General features: G+C 50.6%; 15 protein-coding genes. 10 read left to right on the forward strand and 5 right to left on the reverse strand.

Features of this window, described 5'->3' with window-relative positions:
- The 4 genes from B160_RS0111570 (at window position 1) to B160_RS0111585 (ending at window position 4,372) form a co-directional block, all read left to right on the forward strand.
- Complete coding sequence (locus tag B160_RS0111570) at window positions 1-1,047, forward strand: cytochrome-c peroxidase (protein ID WP_018628076.1); 1,047 nt, start codon at window positions 1-3, stop codon at window positions 1,045-1,047.
- A gap of 42 nt (window positions 1,048-1,089) precedes the next feature.
- Window positions 1,090-2,022 (forward strand): transporter family protein, encoded by a 933-nt coding sequence (locus tag B160_RS0111575; protein WP_018628077.1) that lies wholly within the window; start codon window positions 1,090-1,092, stop codon window positions 2,020-2,022.
- 257 nt (window positions 2,023-2,279) lie between these two features.
- Entirely contained in the window at window positions 2,280-3,275 is a 996-nt protein-coding gene (locus tag B160_RS0111580) for a GSCFA domain-containing protein (RefSeq protein ID WP_245562194.1), read from the forward strand.
- Between the two features lie 53 nt (window positions 3,276-3,328).
- Complete coding sequence (locus B160_RS0111585) at window positions 3,329-4,372, forward strand: NAD(P)-dependent alcohol dehydrogenase (RefSeq protein ID WP_018628079.1); 1,044 nt, start codon at window positions 3,329-3,331, stop codon at window positions 4,370-4,372.
- Between the two features lie 171 nt (window positions 4,373-4,543).
- Here the strand turns inward: B160_RS0111585 and B160_RS0111590 are convergent, their stop codons facing one another.
- Entirely contained in the window at window positions 4,544-5,584 is a 1,041-nt protein-coding gene (locus tag B160_RS0111590) for an aldose epimerase family protein (RefSeq protein WP_018628080.1), read from the reverse strand.
- Between the two features lie 35 nt (window positions 5,585-5,619).
- Between B160_RS0111590 and B160_RS0111595 the strand changes: the two genes are divergently transcribed.
- Entirely contained in the window at window positions 5,620-6,780 is a 1,161-nt protein-coding gene (locus B160_RS0111595) for a galactokinase (RefSeq protein WP_018628081.1), read from the forward strand.
- 108 nt (window positions 6,781-6,888) lie between these two features.
- Here the strand turns inward: B160_RS0111595 and B160_RS0111600 are convergent, their stop codons facing one another.
- The gene (locus B160_RS0111600; RefSeq protein ID WP_026309714.1) at window positions 6,889-8,076 is read right to left on the reverse strand and encodes a glycoside hydrolase family 88 protein; all 1,188 of its coding nucleotides are present in this window, start codon (window positions 8,074-8,076) and stop codon (window positions 6,889-6,891) included.
- A gap of 108 nt (window positions 8,077-8,184) precedes the next feature.
- Here B160_RS0111600 and B160_RS0111605 point away from each other — a divergent pair, with 108 nt between their 5' ends.
- Both B160_RS0111605 and B160_RS28955 read left to right on the forward strand, forming a co-directional pair.
- Window positions 8,185-10,053 carry a heparinase II/III domain-containing protein gene (locus B160_RS0111605; protein ID WP_018628084.1) on the forward strand — a complete coding sequence of 623 codons (1,869 nt, stop codon included), beginning with the start codon at window positions 8,185-8,187 and terminating at the stop codon, window positions 10,051-10,053.
- Between the two features lie 77 nt (window positions 10,054-10,130).
- Window positions 10,131-10,502, forward strand: a complete 372-nt coding sequence (locus B160_RS28955; RefSeq protein WP_211218072.1) for an SRPBCC domain-containing protein — start codon at window positions 10,131-10,133, stop codon at window positions 10,500-10,502.
- A 27-nt stretch (window positions 10,503-10,529) separates the two neighbouring features.
- Here the strand turns inward: B160_RS28955 and selD are convergent, their stop codons facing one another.
- The 3 genes from selD to B160_RS0111625 form a co-directional block, all read right to left on the reverse strand.
- Window positions 10,530-11,573 carry a selenide, water dikinase SelD gene (gene selD, locus B160_RS0111615; RefSeq protein WP_018628085.1) on the reverse strand — a complete coding sequence of 348 codons (1,044 nt, stop codon included), beginning with the start codon at window positions 11,571-11,573 and terminating at the stop codon, window positions 10,530-10,532.
- 21 nt (window positions 11,574-11,594) lie between these two features.
- The gene (gene mnmH / locus B160_RS0111620) at window positions 11,595-12,677 is read right to left on the reverse strand and encodes a tRNA 2-selenouridine(34) synthase MnmH (protein WP_245562195.1); all 1,083 of its coding nucleotides are present in this window, start codon (window positions 12,675-12,677) and stop codon (window positions 11,595-11,597) included.
- A gap of 331 nt (window positions 12,678-13,008) precedes the next feature.
- The gene (locus tag B160_RS0111625; RefSeq protein ID WP_018628087.1) at window positions 13,009-13,569 is read right to left on the reverse strand and encodes an AraC family transcriptional regulator; all 561 of its coding nucleotides are present in this window, start codon (window positions 13,567-13,569) and stop codon (window positions 13,009-13,011) included.
- Window positions 13,570-14,189: 620 nt separating this feature from the next.
- On the opposite strand from B160_RS0111625, the gene B160_RS31635 reads away from it, so the two are divergent.
- From B160_RS31635 to B160_RS0111650, 3 genes are all read left to right on the forward strand, one after another.
- A complete protein-coding gene (locus B160_RS31635) occupies window positions 14,190-14,342 on the forward strand; it encodes a hypothetical protein (RefSeq protein WP_157558020.1) in 153 nt (50 codons plus the stop codon).
- 337 nt (window positions 14,343-14,679) lie between these two features.
- Window positions 14,680-17,850, forward strand: coding sequence for a SusC/RagA family TonB-linked outer membrane protein (locus tag B160_RS0111645; RefSeq protein ID WP_245562196.1), 3,171 nt, complete (start codon window positions 14,680-14,682; stop codon window positions 17,848-17,850).
- 9 nt (window positions 17,851-17,859) lie between these two features.
- Window positions 17,860-19,626 (forward strand): RagB/SusD family nutrient uptake outer membrane protein, encoded by a 1,767-nt coding sequence (locus tag B160_RS0111650; protein WP_018628092.1) that lies wholly within the window; start codon window positions 17,860-17,862, stop codon window positions 19,624-19,626.
- Window positions 19,627-19,641 lie beyond the last annotated feature (15 nt).

A 19,641-nucleotide genomic window follows, 5' to 3' on the forward strand; every position in this document is an offset into this window, starting at 1 on the left:
ATGAACCGCAAACATTTTATTGTGACCACAGTGCTGATCCTGCTGGTATTTGCCTGCTCGCGCGATCTGCCGGGAACGCATAAACCTGAAGCATTTGAAGGATTCCGGCAGCCCGGCAACTTTCCGGCTCCGGCATATCACTTTGAGACCAATCCCGTTACAAAAGAAGGGTTCGAGCTGGGAAGAAAACTCTTTTACGAAACGCGTCTTTCCAGGAACAACACGATCAGCTGTGGAAGCTGTCACATTCAGTCATCAGCATTTACCCAACACGGGCACGATGTCAGCCACGGGATCGACGACCGCCTGGGCAGCAGGAATACGCCTCCGGTCATGAACCTGGCATGGAGCCCCCTGTTCATGTGGGATGGAGGCATCTTCGACCTCGACCTGCAGCCGGTTGCACCCATAACGACCCACGAAGAGATGGACGAAACAGTGGCCAATGTTGTTGCCAAATTACAGCAGGCACCGGAATACCGGACCCTGTTTCAAAAAGCATTTGGAAACGACCAGATCAGCACCGGCAATTTGATGAAAGCCCTTTCCCAGTTCATGCTGCTCTGCGTAAGCAGCCGTTCAAAATACGATAGTGTGATGCGCCGGGAAGGGACCGCAGCATTCACAAGTGAAGAAGCAGCGGGTTATACACTGGTAGTACAAAAATGCGGAGGTTGTCATAAAGAGCCCCTGTTCACCGATGGCAGCTTCCGCAATAACGGTCTGGACACCGGCACCAACAAGGACCCGGGAAGATATGCCGTGACCCTGCGGCCGGAGGACCGGTATAAATTTAAAGTACCCAGCCTGCGGAACCTGGCGTACACGGCGCCCTATATGCACGACGGCCGTTTTTATACCCTTGATGCCGTGCTGGATCATTACACAAAAGGAGTACAGGCCGCGCCGGGGCTCGACCCGTTGCTTACCGGTAACGGAGCACCGGGTATTCCGCTGACAGCCGGCGAGCGGGACCAGGTCCGCGCATTTCTGAGCACACTGAACGACCGGGCATTTATCACCGATCGGCTGCTGGCGGAACAATAGAACGCAGAGTCGGCCGGCAGCTTTTCAAATAAAAAAGAAACAATGAAAAAACAATGGATCCAAATCGGATTGTTCCTGTTCCTGTTCTGGACGGTTCCTAAATCCTCAGTGGCCTGTGATATCTGCGGCTGCGGAGTAGGGAACGATTATATCGGCATCCTGCCGGATTTTCACAAGCATATCTTTGGCCTGCGTTACCGGCATAATTCGCTGTGGAGTCATTTGGGAGTAGGCGGACAGCGTACCTACCTGACCACATCCGAGCAATACAATACCGTGGAAGCCTGGGGCGGCTGGAACATCGCCGAAAAATTCCGCGTGATGGCGGCCGTTCCTTACAGCATCAACCGGCGCAGCAACGATGGGCAAACCCTTACCAAGAGCGGGATGGGCGATGTAACGCTGTCTGCATTTTATCAGCTGATCAATGAACGGCGGTCCCTGGGAAATAAGCTCCTGGTGCAAAGCCTTTGGTTGGGAGGGGGACTGAAGCTGGCCACGGGGAAATACAGTCCTGCAGACCGGACAGCCACGGCCGAAAGCGCCAACCTCTTTCAGCTTGGCTCGGGCAGCACCGATTTTTCGCTGAACGGGATGTATGACCTGCGGTTGCAGGATGCAGGCATTAACCTCGGGGCGCATTATAAGATCAATACGGCCAACCGGTATGACTACCGCTACGGGAACAAGGTCAATCTCAATGCGCAGGCTTATTATAAGTTCCGGATCGCTGGTCAGGTGATGATCGCTCCCAATGCGGGTGTACAATACGAGAACGCGAAGACCGACGTGGATAACGATGTATTGGTAACGGTATCCGGCGGAGACCTTCTGATGGGAACGGCAGGGGTAGAAACAGCCTATAAAAAAATAGCGATCGGCGCCAATATTCAAACGCCCTTTTCTCAAAACCTGGCGCACGGCATTGTGAAAGCCAATAACCGGGTAATGGTGCATCTGTCGATGGCGCTTTGAGGATCGCACGGCCGGCTTCAGGCGGTCCGTTAAGGAACCATTGCCGCCGTTGCTTCTTTGTACCGTTGCGGGGAATGCGATCAGAGATATCCGGAGATTGAGCATTGAGTATCGAAACGATGCCCTGAATATTAAACCTTAAACGGCATTTGCCATATGAGCGCACCTCCGCGTTCCTTTGCCCGTTGGGTGAAACAACAATTGAGCAGAACGGGAACATATAATTGTAAATTCCGGATATTTGCGGAATGGATTTTATGGCGCCCATACAAATGGAACCCTTATTGCCGCCGATCGGTTACGGGAATAAGATCTTGCTGATCGGTTCCTGTTTCACCGAGCACATTGGGAATGCACTGGCGGAACATAAGTTTGCTATCCTTCAGAACCCGCATGGGATCCTGTTCGATCCCGTCAGCGTATATCACAGCATGGTGCGCTATATCGAGAACAAGCCGTACACGGTGGATGATCTTTTTTATCTCAATGAAGTGTGGCAATCCTGGCATCATCATTCCCGTTTTTCAGGCGGCAACCCGGAAGCCGTACTGGAGCAGATGAACGGCACACTGGCCAGGGCACATGCATTTTTGAAAGAAGCCGATTGGGTGGTCATTACTCTTGGTTCATCTTTTTCCTACCGGCTGAACGGTAACAACCCGCAGGCCACGCTATCCGGATTAAACGTAGCCAATTGCCACCGGGCGCCGGGACAATGGTTTGATAAGAAAATGCTGGCGATCGAAGAAACGGTTTCCCTGCTGGATAATTTATATCACCGGCTCCGCATCTTTAATCCTACCCTAAAAATATTGTTCACCATCAGCCCGGTACGGCACCTGCGGGATGGTGTGGTGGCCAATAACCGGAGTAAGGCCCGGCTGATAGAGGCCGTGCATCATATGGTAGACAAATTTGACCGGTTGTACTATTTCCCTGCCTATGAGCTGGTGATTGACGTGCTGCGGGATTACCGGTTCTATGATGTGGACCTGGCGCACCCCAATTATCCCGCTACCGAATTCGTACTGGGAAAATTTACAGAAAGCTGTATTGATGAAACTTCCCGGCAGCTCATGAAAGAGATCCGGCCGTTGATGATCGCAAGAAGGCATAAACCCTTTCATCCCGAAACAAAAGCACATCAGCAGTTCCTGAAGACCCAGTATGAAAAAGCGAAGCGGCTGATGGAGCAATACCCGTTCCTGGACCTGAAGGAAGAGATCGCCTATTTCAGCCAACGGCAAACCTAAACCCCAAACTTTCCACCAAAACTTCTCACTCCTCACTATAAAACTACAACAACATGATAAAAGCAAAAGGATACGCCGCCCATAGTAAAACAGATGCCCTGCAACCCTGGGATTTTGAGCGCCGGGAACCAGGTGCGGATGATGTAATGATCGACATTTTATATTGTGGTATCTGTCATTCCGATATTCACCAGGTACGGAGCGAATGGGGGCCTGCCAGCTACCCGATCGTACCGGGGCATGAGATCGTTGGCCGCATTACGGCAGTGGGTACGAATGTCTCCAAATTTAAGGTAGGCGAACTGGCCGGTATTGGTTGTATGGTCAATTCCTGCCAGCATTGCGATAGCTGCGATCATGGCCAGGAACAGTTCTGCGACAATAAGCAAACTGTATGGACCTACAATTCCCGGGATAAAGACGGATCGGTCACCTATGGAGGCTATTCCAACAAGATCGTTTGTGATCAGCATTTTGTGCTGCATGTTTCAGATAAGCTCGATCTGAAGGGTGTGGCGCCATTACTTTGTGCGGGTATCACCACCTATTCACCCCTCCGGAAATGGAAAGTGGGCAAGGGCCACAGGGTAGGAGTGCTGGGCCTGGGTGGCCTGGGTCACATGGCGGTGAAATTTGCGGTTTCCTTTGGTGCTGAAGTAACGATGTTGAGTACTTCTCCTGCAAAAGAGGCGGATGCCAAACGGCTGGGCGCTCATAAATTTGTACTGACCAAAGATCCGGAACAGGTAAAAAGTCTCGATCGTTATTTTGACTTTATCATCGATACCGTTTCTGCTCCGCACGATTACAATCTATACCTGCAGATGCTCAAAACAAACGGGGTACAGATCTGCGTTGGCCTGCCACCGGAGCCGCTGCAGATTGCGGGTAACAGTTTGATGCGGGGCAACCGGGTGCTGACCGCGTCTTCCATCGGCGGGATCCCAGAAACCCAGGAGATGCTCGATTACTGTGCTGAATACAATATTGTAAGCGACATCGAACTCATCGATATCAAAGACGTAAATACAGCTTACGAACGCGTGTTAAAAAGCGATGTAAAATACCGGTTCGTGATCGACCTGGCTACGCTTTAGTTTTGAGAATTGAGAATCCGGATTTTAATTTATTACCGTCAATATGTGTGATTGATAAATGAGTTGATGAAATAATCTGCATTAGGTTTCCCGGGTCATTAAAGTAACAGGAAAGACAGGGTTGATTAGTGCCGTCTCAGGTCTCAACTCTCAATTCTGATAACTTTAAAGCTAACGCTTCTCCGTAAGCCGGTAAACGGTCTTTGCCTGGTATACTTCGCCCGGACGCAGGATGGTATTGGGAAAAGAAGGAATATTGATGGCATTGGGATGTACCTGTGTTTCAAAACAGAAAGCAGAGAAGGCTGTGTATTGCTGTCCGCTCTTGCCGTTGATCTCCGGTGAGCCATAGCTGTTGTACAGGTGCACCAGCGGCTCTGTGGTATATACTTCCAACTTTACATCTTCCTCATCGCACCATGCTTCGGCTGCTATGTTCTGCATGCCCGGGTTGTCCAGCGGATAGCTGATGTCGATGCCCTGCTCCGGGTTTGCAATATTCCCGGTTTCGTTGTAAGTACTAAAGTCATTGCGGGTTCCTTTTACCGGAAGTACATTGCCGGTAGTGCAATAGTTGGCGTCCTGCTCCAGGTAACGGGAGGCATGAATGCGCAGGTGCTGCTGATCAATACGGCCCTTGCCGTTGTTCAGGTTAAAATAGCTGTGATGGGTAATGTTCACCGCGGTTGGCTGATCGGTTGTGGCCCGGTATTCGTAACTGAACTCATTGTCCTCGTTCAGCGAAAAAATGATCTGCACCGTAAGGTTACCGGGATAGCCTTCCTCACCATCCGGACTTACATATTGTAAAACCACATGGCCATCGGTTGCGGAAACCCGGTCCCATACTTTTTTATCAAAGCCTTCAACACCTCCGTGCAGCTGGTAGCCGGGGTTCGCGCTGTTTAACCGGTATTCTTTTCCATCGATGGTGATGGCCGCATGATTGATGCGGTTGGCATAACGCCCGATGGCGGCACCATAATACGGATAATTTTTAAGGTAGGCCTCCGACCAGTATTCCTGCGGGGTATCAAATCCTAAAACAATATCATTAAAAGTTCCATCCGATTTCCGTACTTTTATCGCCATAATAATGGCGCCATAATTCGTAACCGTTGCTTCTGTACCGGAACCGTTTTTCAGGGTGAACACATAAACATCTTTTCCATTGGGATGCTGCGTAGCAAGCTGCTCAGTTATTTCAATCATGAACGTTTAATTTTGATAAAAATAATATAATTGTTATGACCATAGGGGATTTACAAAAAGAATTTGAAAAAATTTACCACAAACCGGCAGCGCATATTTTCTTTTGCCCTGGCAGAGTGAACCTGATCGGAGAGCATATTGATTACAACGGTGGTCAGGTAATGCCCTGTGCCATTTCTCTCGGAACAACCCTGCTGATTGCAAAAAATGAAGACCGGCAATTCCGTTTTCATGCGCTGGATTTCCCCGAATCCACCGCGATCGCATTTAGCCAGGATGGTTACAGCAAACAGGGACCGGAATGGTTCAATTACCCGCTGGGCGTCATCAACGAGCTTCAGAAAAAAGGGGTGGAGCTTACAGGGATGGATTTTTTATTCTCAGGCAATCTGCCCATTGGCTCGGGCTTGTCGTCCAGTGCCTCCATCGAGGTATTGACGGCCTTTGCTTTGAATGAGCTGTTTGAGGCAGGGCTTTCCAGGGTGGAGCTGGCCGTATTGGGCAAAAGTGTTGAGAACGATTTTATGGGGCTCAACAGCGGCATCATGGACCAGTTTGCCGTAGCGATGGGCAAGGAAGCCCATGCCGTTCTGTTGAATACCGATACGCTGGAATATGAGTACCTTCCTTTTGAGATCGGCGATTATGTACTGGCCATCATCAACAGCAATAAGCCCCGGAAGCTGGTAGAATCCAAATACAACGAACGCTTTAATGAATGCCGCACAGCATTGAAGGCGTTCCAGCAAAAATTACGGGTGCAGCATCTTGCAGAGATCAGCGTGGAAGACTTTGAACAAAACAAAACCCTGCTGAACGATCCGGTGCTTGAAAAACGCGCCCTGCATGTAATTGCAGAAAACGAACGTGTAAAAAAAGCAAAGGAAGCGCTTACCAGTGGTGATATCGAAACGTTTGGGGCATTGATGTATGCTTCGCATGATTCCCTGCAGGACCTGTATGAAGTATCCGGGATCGAACTGGATACCATTGTTGATTTCTGCAGGACCTACAAAGACTGCATTGGCGCACGGATGACCGGAGCGGGCTTTGGCGGCTGTGCCATCGCATTGATCAAACAGGAATGTTTTGATGATTTTGCGGAAAAGATAACGGCGGCCTATGAAGAAAAAATCGGTTATAAGCCAGGCGTCTTCTCTTCGGTGATCGCAGAGGGGGTACGTACGTTAGTGTAAAATATATAATGATCAGATAAAAGATCCCGGTTACAAAATAACCGGGATCTTTTGTGTTGTGTATTTAATGGTGTTGCCCTGTCACCTGAAAGTTATGGCCGGCCAGGCTTACTTCAGCACCCACCTCTTGTACCGGTCCAGTGCCTCCATAAAATAGTAGTCGGCATAGGATAAGGATACATTCACTTCCGATCTTCCCGGAAGGTTTCCCACGCTTCGGGTAAGGATAAAGCCCTTGCTGCCGCCGGGTTGCGACCGGTAGGTAGTTGCCATTGAGCGGATCATTGTAGCAGCGCTGGTGCGATAGGATGCCTTTTGTTTCGGATTGCTGTACTGTGCCAGCTCCAGCAGGGCAGAAGCCATTACCGCAGCGGCAGACACATCCCGCGGTGCATTGGGGATATCCGGCGCATTAAAGTCCCAGTAGGGCACTTTGTCTTCAGGGAGGTTGGGATGGTCCAGGATAAAGGCGGCGATCTTATGCGCCTGCGCCAGGTATTCCGGCTTTTTGGTAAAGCGGTACATCATCGTATAGCCATAGAGCGCCCATGCCTGTCCACGCGCCCAGGCAGATTCATCGGCGTAGCCCTGGTGGGTCACCTTTTTTAATACCGCCCCGGTTGCCGTATCATAATCCACCGCATGATAACTGCTGCCATCCGGGCGGAAATGATTCTTCAGGGTGGTGTTGGCGTGGTTCTCTGCAATTTCGGCCAGCAGCTTGCTTCCTCCGTTCCGGGAGGCCCATTCCAGCAGCTCAAGATTCATCATATTGTCGATGATCACTGGAGCATTGAATTTCTTGCTTTTATTCCAGGATTGAATAGCCTTCATCCCCTGCCGGTAACGCTTTGTTGCCGTTTCTGCGGCAGTCAGGATTACTTCTTTATAATGAGGATCTTTTGTAATGGCATAAGCGTTGCCAAAACTGCAAAAGATCATAAAACCAATATCATGATTGCCCGTATAATATTGCATAGGCGCTTCCTGTACCAGGCGCTTTTTTGCCTCCGTCAGGATCTCCGGATCTTTGGTGGCTTTATAGATCAACCATAAGGTGCCCGGATAAAAGCCACTGGTCCACCATGCTGTGCCGGAAGCCACCAGCTTATCTTTAGCGGGGTCATAGTTCTGCGGCATTTTGTCCGGCGGTGTGTTTTTCATCAGCAGCTTGTACTGGTTGGCGGCAAAGACCTCATTGTTCCGGATCAGCGTGCGCATGTCCTTTTGGGCGGCGGCGCTTAAAAAGAAGCAGACCAGGCCGGCGGTAATTCCCGGTTTTAAAAAAGATTTCATCAAAGAAGGTTTAAAATTTAAGGGATCAAACGGGCAAAATAAGAAAAAATAGAAAGTTCCGGTAATAATCCTGATTACTTAAGTATTTTTAGAGGCAAAATATGATTCATGAAACCGATTGCGTGTATATTTTTCGGCCTGCTGCTTTTACTGGGTAGCCACGCCTTTTCGCAGAACGTATTAACCGATGCCATCGCACGCACTGCACATCCGCGCTTATTGCTGGCAAAAGGGGAAGAAGGGCAGATAACAACAGCCATCCGGAGTAACGCGGATCTGAAGCGAGTGCACGATCTGGTCCTGGAAGCCGCCGGCCGTATTTGCAAGGCAGCCCCGCTGGAACATAAAAAAATAGGGAAGCGGCTGCTTTCGGTTTCCCGGGAGGCCATCCGCAGGATCTTTTTTCTTTCGTATGCCTGGCGCATGACAGGAGAGCAGCGGTACCAGGATGCTGCCGAACAGCAATTGCTAACCATCACCGGATTTGCAGACTGGAACCCCACGCATTACCTGGATGTTGCGGAAATGACCATGGCTGCTGCCATTGGGTACGATTGGTTGTACAACGACCTTTCCCCTGAGTCGAGAAACAAAATCAAAGACGCGATCCTGGAAAAAGGGATCCGCACTTCCTTTGATTCGAAATACAACTACTGGCTCAAGGTAGAGAATAACTGGAACCAGGTTTGCAATGCCGGGCTGGCTTATGGCGCCCTGGCTGTTTTTGAATCGGATCCGGAGCAATGCAGCCAGGTGATCCACCGTGCCGTTGAATCGATCAGCATTCCCATGAAGCAATATGCACCGGACGGTGCTTACCCGGAGGGTTATGGCTACTGGAGCTACGGCACAACCTACAATGTATTCTTCCTGGATGCCCTGGAACGGCTGACCGGGGGCGAAGGATTGAGCGCCTTGCCGGGCTTTCTGAAAACCGCAGACTATTTTCAACACATGATCGCGCCAAGCGGACGGCCGTTTAACTATGCTGATTCCGGACCGGGTGCGGAAGCCAATGGCGCCATGTTCTGGTTTGCCCAAAAATTAAAAAGACCTTCACTGGCCTGGAACGAGCTGCAATATCTCCATAATGATAAAAACCGGAGGGCGCTGGAAGGTGACCGCTTTTTACCAACACTTTTAATATGGGGTAAACAATTGACGGGAAGCGTTACCCCACCGGAGAAAACATACTGGACGGGTGGCGGTGCCAGCCCTGTGGTAATGATGCGTACCAGCTGGACCAACCCGGATGCACTGTTCCTTGGTTTTAAAGCAGGCTCACCTTCTGTGAACCATGCCCATATGGATGAAGGCTCCTTTGTGTTTGAAGCGGATGGCGTGCGCTGGGGAATGGATTTCGGTATGCAGAATTACGAATCGCTGGAATCCAAAGGCCTGAATATCTGGCAGCGGACACAGAACTCCCAACGCTGGACGGTTTTCCGCTATACCAATTATGCGCACAGTACCCTTACATTTGACGATAGCCTGCAGCGGATGAGTGGGGTAACCGCCATTACGCGGTACGGCAACCGGCCGGAATTTTATTTTGCACAATCAGATCTGTCCCCGGTATACCAGGGGCAGGTAAAACAAGCCATACGGGGCGTAGCTATAAAAGACAAAGCCTATGCACTGGTTCAGGACGAGATAAAAACCGGCGGCCGGCCGGTCAGGATGCAGTGGCGTATGCTAACCCCTGCAACGGTGGAAATAAGATCGCCCACAGAGCTGTTGCTGAAAAAGGACGGCAAAACGCTGCTGGTGCAGGTGGCAAGCGATGTGCCGGTTACGCTGAAAACCTGGAGCACGGCTCCATCGAACGACTATGATGCGCCCAACCCCGGAACGGTTATCGCAGGTTTTGAGACCCTGCTGCCAGCAAACAGCAGCCACCGGTTTGTGGTGAACCTTGTGCCTGGAAACAACATGAAGGCCGATAAAAAAACAATGGCGCTGAAAGACTGGAAGTAAGCCAGCCCTTTGTGCTTTGAAATACGCATATATGGAAAACGAAAGGAGCAGTAGCATAAACCGGGAACTGCGCGTGAGTGGTGTACTTGAAGCACCCGTTGAGCTGGTTTGGGAAGTATGACCAACCCGGAGCACCTGAAGAACTGGTGGGGCCCGCAGGGCTTTACCAGCACCATTACCCGGATGGAACCGACTATAAGAACAAAAGCGGCTTTGACGAAATTGTGCCGTACAAAAAGATCACGTATGCACATCTTTCGGGACCAAAATTCCTGGCCAGCATTGCGTTTGAAAGCAGGGACGGGCAAACGGCCATTGAATGGCAGATGTCGTTTGATATCCGTGATGCGTTGATCCAAACGGTAAAAACATTCAGGGCAGATGAGGGCCTGCAACAAAATCCGGATAAGCGGCGCACATATACCTCCCGGTTAAAAGACCGGCAATAGCGCCTGTGGCCCCGCCTCCGGCTGGGATCAGGCAATGGTGATCAGCGGGCCGCTGCCCTGTGGCTGCAGCCGGCCAAAGGGCTTCAGATCGTAGCCCTGTTCCCGCATCAGCTGTTCGAAGGCTCCCGTTCCATTTGCGGCTACAGCCACCAGCAGGCCACCACTGGTTTGCGGATCCGCCAGGATCTGTTGCTGGCGTTCCGTAAGCGGTCCGATCGTATCACCATAACTGCTCCAGTTACGATGGGTGCCACCCGGCACACAGCCCTGGTCCAGGTAGGTGGAAATACCCGGTATGACCGGAACTTTTTCAAATTCCACCACGGCAGAAACTCCGCTGCCCGCACACATCTCAGCCAGGTGCCCCAGCAGGCCAAAACCCGTAACATCGGTCATGGCCGTAACGGCATCCAGCCTGCCCAGCAGTGCCCCGGATTTGTTGAGCGTGGTCATACTCTTTAATGCAATAGCCGCATCTTCCGGTTGTAATGATCCGCGTTTTTGCGCGGTGGACAGAACGCCTACACCCAGTGCCTTGGTCAGGTACAGGTGGCAGCCCGCAGCAGCCGTGGCATTTTCTTTCAGGTGGGCAACCGGCACCACGCCGTTCACGGCAAGACCAAATACCGGCTCCGGGCAATCGATACTGTGCCCGCCGGCCAGGGTAATACCGGCTTCTGCACAAATGGCCCGTGCGCCTTCCAGCACCTGGCCCGCCGTTTCGGGTGGCAGTTTGCTGATGGGCCATCCGAGTATAGCAATGGCCAGTACGGGTTGCCCACCCATGGCATATACATCGCTGATGGCATTGGCGGCGGCAATGCGGCCAAAGTCGTAGGCATCATCCACAATGGGCATGAAAAAATCGGTAGTAGCGATCAGGGCCGTGCCATTGCCCAGGTCCAGCACGGCAGCATCATCGCGTTTGTCGTTGCCCACCAGCAGCCGGGGGTCCGCAAATGCAGCGGGGGTTGCCGTATGTAATATCTTATCCAGCAAGGCCGGGCTGATCTTGCAGCCACAGCCGGCACCATGCGAATATTGTGTTAACTTATATATTGTTGTTTCCATTTGTAACGTCAAAAAAAGGATTCATTCCGGTATATCCGGACCGTCATTTCCGGGACGGGGGTCCTGGTCTTCTGTGATCAGTGCTATCAGGCGCCGGCTGTCTGCTGCGGTATTGTTTCCGGATACTTCCAGCAAAAATACCCTGTCTGCCGGATGCAACGCCAATCCCTTCCGGTAGGCTTTATCATAATAGACCAGCACAAGCCGGATAAAGTCGGCCATGCGCCCTTCGCGGATGGCGGCTATCGCTTGTTTTGTCTGCAAAGGTCCCAGGCGTTTATGGATCCTTTCGGTGCATGCCACCAGAAAATCACGGTCCAGGCAGCCATAGTCCTGTACCAGCGTTGCCACCCGTTGTTCCAGGGGCACCTGCAGACCGATCAGCACAGCAGCGCGCATTTGTTTCCAGAGGGGAGTAGGGATGCTGCGCCGGCCGATCATCTGGCACTCGTCTTCGAGCCACAGCGGAACTTCTGTGCACACCTGATTCAGTTCCCAGGCCAGGTTGTTCTCAAACTGTTCCTGTGTGGGTTGGATCAGTTTATCGAGACTGCCATAAGAAGATCCCCGGTGTTGCGCCAGCTCTTCCAGGTCGATCACCTGGTGCTCCTGCGCTTTCATGTATTGCAGCAACCGGGTTTTTCCGGATCCGGTCATGCCGCCCAGTATCCGAAGCTTATAAGCCCGCTCAAATTGCAGGTGCGCCCACCGGCGGTACGACTTATAGCCGCCAGTTACCTGGTAAACTTCAAAGCCATAGAGGTTCAATGCCCAGGCCATGGCGCCGCTGCGCATGCCTCCTCTCCAGCAGTGCACGGCGATCCGTTTGTCCGGGGCTATCTGCAGGCATTGCCGTATAAAACCTGCCCATTTTGGTCCCGTCAGTTCAAAGCCCAGCAGGATCGCTTCTTCGCGGCTTACCTGCTTGTAGGTAGTACCTACCTGCACCCGCTCTTCATTGCTGAACAGGGGTACATTGAACGCGCCGGGGATATGTCCCTGTGCAAACTCCGCAGGTGTGCGCACGTCCGCCAGAGGCAGCGCCCCGGTCCGTGCCATCCAGTCGCTTATGGAAATACTTTGCATCATGCTTAACGCGCGCAAAGGTAATGCATTTTTACAGCCGGCTGCCTTGCGGGGCAAACGCATCTGAATTGCAGAAGAGCAGTGCAGCCTAACGGGCAAAGGCGCCCGCCCGGGATGACCTGATCGAACAGGAATGACTTAGCCGGGCATTCGATAAAGATAAGCAGGCAAAGGAGCAGCGCGCCCGGAATCTTTTTAATCTGGAGTGACGAATGGGTGTTCCCAGCCGCTGGGCACACCCATGATGGTGTCCGGGTTATGGGTGCTGATACTTGATAACCTGTTGCCGGGCACTAAGGAAGAACGGGGGATGAAGGATTGGATCTTGGGCTCCGGTTAGCCTTGCCGCCTACACCATATCCAGAGGCTTCCGCTTTTCAGCCCGGATATTTTTAAAATGACTGGGAGTAAAGCCCGTTACTTTTTTAAACTGGTTGCTTAAATGGGCTACGCTGGAATAATTGAGCTGAAATGCGATCTCGCTGAGCGAAAGCTCGTCATATACCAGCAGCTCTTTTACCCGCTCAATTTTCTGATGGATAAAATATTTTTCAATAGTGGACCCTTCCACCTCCGAAAAAAGACTGGAGAGGTAGTTGTAGTCATGATGCAGCCGGCTGCTGAGATAATCGGAAAGGTTTACCTTTAATTCGCTATCCTGCTGGTGTACCAGCTGGATGATCTCTTTTTTGATATTTTCGATGACCCTGCTTTTTTTATCATCGATCAGCTCAAAGCCCAGTTCATTCAGCCCGGCTTCCAGCTTTTCTTTTTCGCCGGGTGTAATATCGCGCTCCAGTGCTACCTCGCCGAGCGCTACCGAAACCGGCTGCAGGTGCAGTTTTTCCAGCTCTGTTTTTACCGCCATTTTGCAGCGGTTGCATACCATGTTCTTTATATACAGTTTCATTGTGTTCGTATTTAAATGCACCTTTTCAAAAGAGCTTCCTTAACGGTGCCGGTAAAATTAAGCAAATTAGCAGATGCCATATCACCGGAACCAATGCATCTGGTTTCCCTGGACGGCATCTCCGAAGGCGGTTGTATCAAAAGCCCGCATGGCCCTGCCGCTCCCAAAATCCGGAACAGCCAAAAGTGTGGTTAGCGATCAACACACTTTTACCTGGATACACCCTGCATCAACACTGCTTCTCTTATCAACAACCAGGAACGGTTTCTGTTCTGATCGCGGGCCATCCCGGAAAAGATCCATACCCCGGCGCCGGGAATTTTAAATTACAAACGGACTTATCCCCAGTCTTTTTACCGGTTAACTTTCTGATACATAATCAACTATCCACTTTCTTTTTCTTTCTTTTTATTTATAATTATTGATTTAATAGAAATTGGAACTTGTTTTTTATTTTATAATATTTAAATTCGTTTTCGTATTCTTCGAAGTGCAAAAAAACGTTTTTACCTGCCCCGCCCTGTAAACGTGAAAGTGGGGGTAAAGAAAACAGAACGGCAGCAATCCTTGCTATGACCCGGAAAGTCGAAGTCCTTACAATTTAAAACAGCTGACGAGTTATGTTTGCCCATAAGAACCTGCCCACCGATACCCCGGAGCCGCGCGTGATCGCGGATCAAAAGCGGACCCCGGTTTACCGGAGCGCCCCCCGTTTCGATGACCTGCTTCCCAACCCCGGCAGATCCGTGCGCTGCCTGCTGAGGAGTGGTTAACATAATAAACCCGCCGCCGGTGTTTTGGACAAAAGCTATGCCTTCCGGAACGGAAAACGGGACCCGGGCATCCTTAATGTTTTGTTCATATGATAACAGAAACAACATAATTTATTAACGCAATGCATGGCCGATTTTATGACACGGACGATAGTTTTGCCGCCGAAGAAAACAACCTCGGATCATAATAAAAAAAGAAGCTGCCTCCCGGCGCTCGTGGAACAGATCATTTTTTATCAAACCAAAAAAAATTAAAATGTTCAGGGAAACAAGTTTTAAAAACTGTATGCGGGCATTTTGCCTTTTATGTACATTTTTATGTAGCGCACTGTGCTGTTTGTCCCAGGATAAAAGCGCATCCATCACCGGTATTATTATTGACAGCGCCGGCAACGCCGTACCCAATGCCACGATCACATTAAAAGACAGGAACGGTACTTCTTCGAAGCAGGGTATTGCCAATGGACAGGGCCGCTTTTCGTTTTCTGGGCTCAACCCGGGAATATACAGTATCGAGGTATCCTCCGTCGGCTACCAGACGCTGACCATAAAGACGGTCCGGTACGATGGCAGGCAGACCCTGCAGTTGTCTTATACATTAGAGCCGGTTGCAGATCAGCTGAGCGACGTGGTTGTGGTGGGGTACGGAACACAAAAGAAGATCAACCTCACAGGGGCCGTTGACCAGCTTGGAGGAGAAGCGCTGGAAGGAAGGGTACAGCCTTCCATTTCGCAGATGTTGCAGGGAGCGATCCCCAACCTGAATGTGAATCCCCTGGATGGCAAGCCTACCAGGGGCGTTTCCTATAATATCCGCGGTACCACTTCCATCGGCCAGGGAGGTAGCGCCCTGATCCTGATCGATGGTGTCGAAGGCGATCCCTCAACCCTGAATCCGAATGATGTGGAATCCGTTACGGTGCTGAAAGATGCAGCATCGGCAGCCGTATATGGTTCAAAAGGAACATTCGGAGTGGTGCTCATTACAACCAAAAGTGCGCGGAAAGGGAAGTCGGTGATCAGCTATTCTGGAAGCGCTTCCGTTCAGAAACAAACCTCCAGACCCGATTTTGTTACCGACGGGTACGAATATGCAGCGCATTTTTTTGAAGCCTATAATGCCTGGAACAACTACTCCTCCGTGCCCAGCAAGCTGAACAAGACCCAGATATTTACCCTGGATTGGCTTGAAGAGTTTAAGAAAAGAAAAGAACAGGGTATTAACGAACCCATAACCGTGGATAAGGACGGGAACTATGTTTATTACGGTAATGAAGACTATTACGACTTCCTGATGAAAAATACAACGTTTACGCAGCAGCACAACCTGTCGGTAAGCGGGAAGTCCGATAAAATGGAATACTACCTCTCTGGCCGCTATTTTAAGAGCGATGGCATTTACCGTTTTAACCCGGACATCTATAAAAATTACAGCCTCCGGGCAAAAGAGGGACTGCAGGTAACTGACTGGCTGAAGGTCACCAATAGCCTGGATTACTATTATTATACCTACCGCGATCCGATCACTGCCGGGGAAGGAGGCGTTATCTGGAGAAATATTGCGGATGAAGGACATCCCAGTTCGCCCATCTATAACCCCGACGGTACCTTCAGCTATTCGGCAGCCTATACCGTGGGCGATTTTGTGTATGGTAAAAATGTGCGGAACAATGCCGGCTCCAACCTGCGCAACACCACCGCTTTTGAAACGAAGTTCTTTAATAACAGCTTTCATGTTAAAGGTGATTTTACCTTTCGTACCCAGCAATATGAGCTTACCCGGGTACGCGTGCCCGTGCCTTACAGCGTAAAAGAAGGAGAAATAAAGTTTTTGGAATCTTCCTCAAATGATAACATTTATAATGCCAACCAAAAGTGGAATTATTTAACAGCAAATCTTTATGCGGATTATGAAAAACGGTTTGCCCGTCATTATTTGAAAGGGCTTTTGGGCTATAATTATGAGCAGCGTAACTATGATTCAAAATACATTACCAAAACCGGGCTGCTTTCTGAAGATACAAAGAATATCAACCTGGCGCTGGGAAATTCAACAACCGCTACCGGAGGTTATAACCGGTACCGGATCTCCGGCCTGTTCTTCCGGCTGAACTATATCTATGACGAACGCTACCTGCTGGAAATAAACGGCCGCTACGATGGCTCATCAAAATTCCCGCTGAATGAGCAATGGGGCTTTTTCCCCTCGGTTTCAGCAGGCTGGAGGATCTCCAGGGAAAAGTTCTGGCACATCGATCCGTCTGTCATTTCCGACCTGAAATTAAGAGGCTCATACGGAGCGCTGGGCAACGGAAATATCGATCCGTATGCCTACCTGGAACAATTTTCCTTTTCGACCTCCGGCAGGGTGCTGGATGGGAATAAAAACCCGGTGACCAGTGCGCCCGGTGTGATCCCCGACAATCTTACCTGGGAAACCGCGCGTACCTCCAACTATGGCCTGGACGCGGCATTCCTGCAGGATAAACTGACCCTGACCGCGGATTATTACATCCGCAAAACCCTCAACATGTACACAGTAGGGCAAACGTTGCCGGATGTTTTTGGTACCGGCTCTCCCAAGGGGAACTACGCAGACCTGACCACGAAGGGGTTTGAAGTTTCGTTGGCCTATCGCAACTTCTTTGAAATGGCAGGGAAGCCCTTTACCTACAGCCTTAAGGCAACGCTTGCGGATAACAGCGCCACCATCGACCGGTTCTACAATGCTACCGGAGGTTTGAGCGATTACTATGTTGGCAAGAAAGTGGGCGAGATCTGGGGCTATGTAACCCAGGGCCTGTTTCAGTCGCAGGAGGAAATTGACAATGCTCCAAAACAACCGCTCATAAAATCTTCCAACTCCGGTAAGATCTATCCGGGCGACCTTCGCTTTGAAGACCTGGATCAAAATGGTGTGATCGACTATGGCGATAATACTATCTTCGAACATGGCGATCTGAAAGTGATCGGGAATGAGACGCCCCGTTATCTTTATAGCTTTAATGTGAACCTCGACTGGAACCAGATCTATTTTTCTGCATTTGTGCAGGGGGTAGGAAAGCAGGATTGGTATCCGAGCAATGAATCGATCTTCTGGGGCCAATATAACCGTCCTTACAACAACCTGCCCGTCTGGCATCTGAACAATTACTGGACCGAAGAAAATCCCGGTGGCTATTTCCCCCGCTATGCGGGCTATAACGCTTCTTTGAAGCAAACCATACAGACCCGTTATCTTCAGAACGTAGCCTATACAAGGCTCAAGAATATACAGCTTGGATACAGCCTCCCCGCAAACAGGATCAGCAAATGGGGCATGCAGGCGATACGTATCGGCTTATCCGGTGAAAATCTTTTCACCTGGTCGCCGCTATACAAGAGGACCAGGGATATCGACGTGACCAATATCGGCAATTCTGACCCGGATGTCAGCAGCGGGTACGGCGACGGATTCAATTACCCGACCATGAAAAGTTATAGTTTGAATCTTTTGATCACTTTTTAAGCAAAAAAAATGAAAAAGTTATTTTATAGTTTCCTGATAGCGACCCTTGGAATGACTTCCTGTGAATTGCACGAGCTGCCTGAAGCTACGGCCACAGCTAAAGAAGTTTTTGGAAGTGAAATGGGCCTGAAAACGTACAGTTATTCCTTCTATAATATGTTGCCATCGGGAACCAACGCCTATGAACTGGATGCAATGGCAGATTATGGTGCTGTGAACTCCCTGAACGGCTTCTTACAGGCGGGGGCTTACTCCGCGGAAACCAGCAGTGGCTGGGACTGGGGCAACCTGCGCAATGTGAATTATTTTATAGAAAATTGCGCAACCGCCAATGTACCCGAGGCAGTTAAAAATAATTATCTGGGCATTGCCCATTTTTTCCGGGCCTATTTTTACCTGGACAAACTGATCCGGTTCGGAGATGTTCCCTGGATCGACCAGCCGCTCCAGATCAACGATGACGACCTGCTGTATGGGAAACGCGATTCCCGGACGGTGATCATCGACCACATTATTGAAGACCTGGATTTTGCGTATCAGAATATCAGTGTAAAAACTTCCGACGGATCTACCATTACCAAATGGACAGCGTTGGGGCTCAAGACAAGGGCCGCGTTATATGAAGCTTCATTCCGGAAATACCATACGGAATTGAATCTTGTGAGCACTGCGGACAAATACTATCAGCTGGTAGTGGATGCAGCGGATGAGCTGATGAAGAACGGCCCCTATTCCATCTATAAAGGCCAGGGGCCACAGGATTCCCAACGCCAGCTGTTCATTGCAGAAAAACCGGTTACCTCGGAGGTGATGCTGGCCGTGGTGCTGAGTAAGGACCTGGCAATACTGGGAGATGCGAACTGGTGGTGGACCTCCGCTACTTACGGGCCGCGGTACAGCCTGGTACGCCCGTTCATCAATACGATACTGAATGTTGATGGCACCCCTTATACCAGCCGCCCGGGTTACAATACAGAAACGTTTTACGAGGAATGTCAAAGCAGGGATTACCGCCTGGCCCAGCTGATCCGTACGCCGGGATACAGCCGGAACGGAGCTGCCGCACCGCCTAATTTTGCCAGCTATACCTATACCGGTTACCAGCCGATCAAATACACACTTGATGACAGCTATTATGATAACGGAGGATACAATATCAATAACCTGCCGCTGATGCGTTTTGCCGAGATCCTGTTGAATTTTGCGGAAGCAAAAGCAGAATTGGGCAGCCTGACGGATGCTGATTGGGATCAGTCCATCGGCGAGCTGAGAAGGCGGGCGGGCATTACGGGGGGTACCACGCAGAAGCCGGTTGCGGTGGATAATTATTTAAGGCAGACCTTTTTCCCGGATATCAGCGACCCGGTGATCCTGGAGATCCGCCGCGAACGGCAGGTAGAATTAGCGCTGGAAGGATTCCGGTTTAACGATCTGAAGCGCTGGAAAAGAGGCGACCTGATGGCCGGCCTGCAATGGAGCGGCATTTATGTGCCGGCATTGAATACCCTCATTGACCTCGATCACAACGGCACACCGGATGTCGTATTCTATGATGGCGCGCAGAGCGGCCCTACCATTGAAGTTCCGAAGGGCTGTGCAAAAGTGCCCATTGGCGGCAAGAGTACCAATTATCAGACGCTGACTGCCGATAAGCACCTGGAATGGTTTAAGACTCAAACACGCACCTGGTATGCAGATGGCCGCCAGTATTACTACCCGGTGCCGGCCTCGGCAATCGTAAAAAATACGAACCTGACGCAGAACCCGGGCTGGTAATATCCGGGGAGGTGC

The organism is Niabella aurantiaca DSM 17617 (assembly GCF_000374125.1).
GTDB classification, from domain to species: domain Bacteria; phylum Bacteroidota; class Bacteroidia; order Chitinophagales; family Chitinophagaceae; genus Niabella; species Niabella aurantiaca.

What these genes read in the sequence shown, in the direction of transcription:
- B160_RS0111570 (WP_018628076.1), top strand. Translation starts at nt 1, where the DNA reads ATGAACCGCAAACATTTTATTGTGACCACAGTGCTGATCCTGCTGGTA.
- B160_RS0111575 (WP_018628077.1), top strand. Translation starts at nt 1,090, where the DNA reads ATGAAAAAACAATGGATCCAAATCGGATTGTTCCTGTTCCTGTTCTGG.
- B160_RS0111580 (WP_245562194.1), top strand. Translation starts at nt 2,280, where the DNA reads ATGGCGCCCATACAAATGGAACCCTTATTGCCGCCGATCGGTTACGGG.
- B160_RS0111585 (WP_018628079.1), top strand. Translation starts at nt 3,329, where the DNA reads ATGATAAAAGCAAAAGGATACGCCGCCCATAGTAAAACAGATGCCCTG.
- B160_RS0111590 (WP_018628080.1), bottom strand. Translation starts at nt 5,584, where the DNA reads ATGATTGAAATAACTGAGCAGCTTGCTACGCAGCATCCCAATGGAAAA.
- B160_RS0111595 (WP_018628081.1), top strand. Translation starts at nt 5,620, where the DNA reads ATGACCATAGGGGATTTACAAAAAGAATTTGAAAAAATTTACCACAAA.
- B160_RS0111600 (WP_026309714.1), bottom strand. Translation starts at nt 8,076, where the DNA reads ATGAAATCTTTTTTAAAACCGGGAATTACCGCCGGCCTGGTCTGCTTC.
- B160_RS0111605 (WP_018628084.1), top strand. Translation starts at nt 8,185, where the DNA reads ATGAAACCGATTGCGTGTATATTTTTCGGCCTGCTGCTTTTACTGGGT.
- selD (WP_018628085.1), bottom strand. Translation starts at nt 11,573, where the DNA reads ATGGAAACAACAATATATAAGTTAACACAATATTCGCATGGTGCCGGC.
- B160_RS0111625 (WP_018628087.1), bottom strand. Translation starts at nt 13,569, where the DNA reads ATGAAACTGTATATAAAGAACATGGTATGCAACCGCTGCAAAATGGCG.
- B160_RS31635 (WP_157558020.1), top strand. Translation starts at nt 14,190, where the DNA reads ATGTTTGCCCATAAGAACCTGCCCACCGATACCCCGGAGCCGCGCGTG.
- B160_RS0111650 (WP_018628092.1), top strand. Translation starts at nt 17,860, where the DNA reads ATGAAAAAGTTATTTTATAGTTTCCTGATAGCGACCCTTGGAATGACT.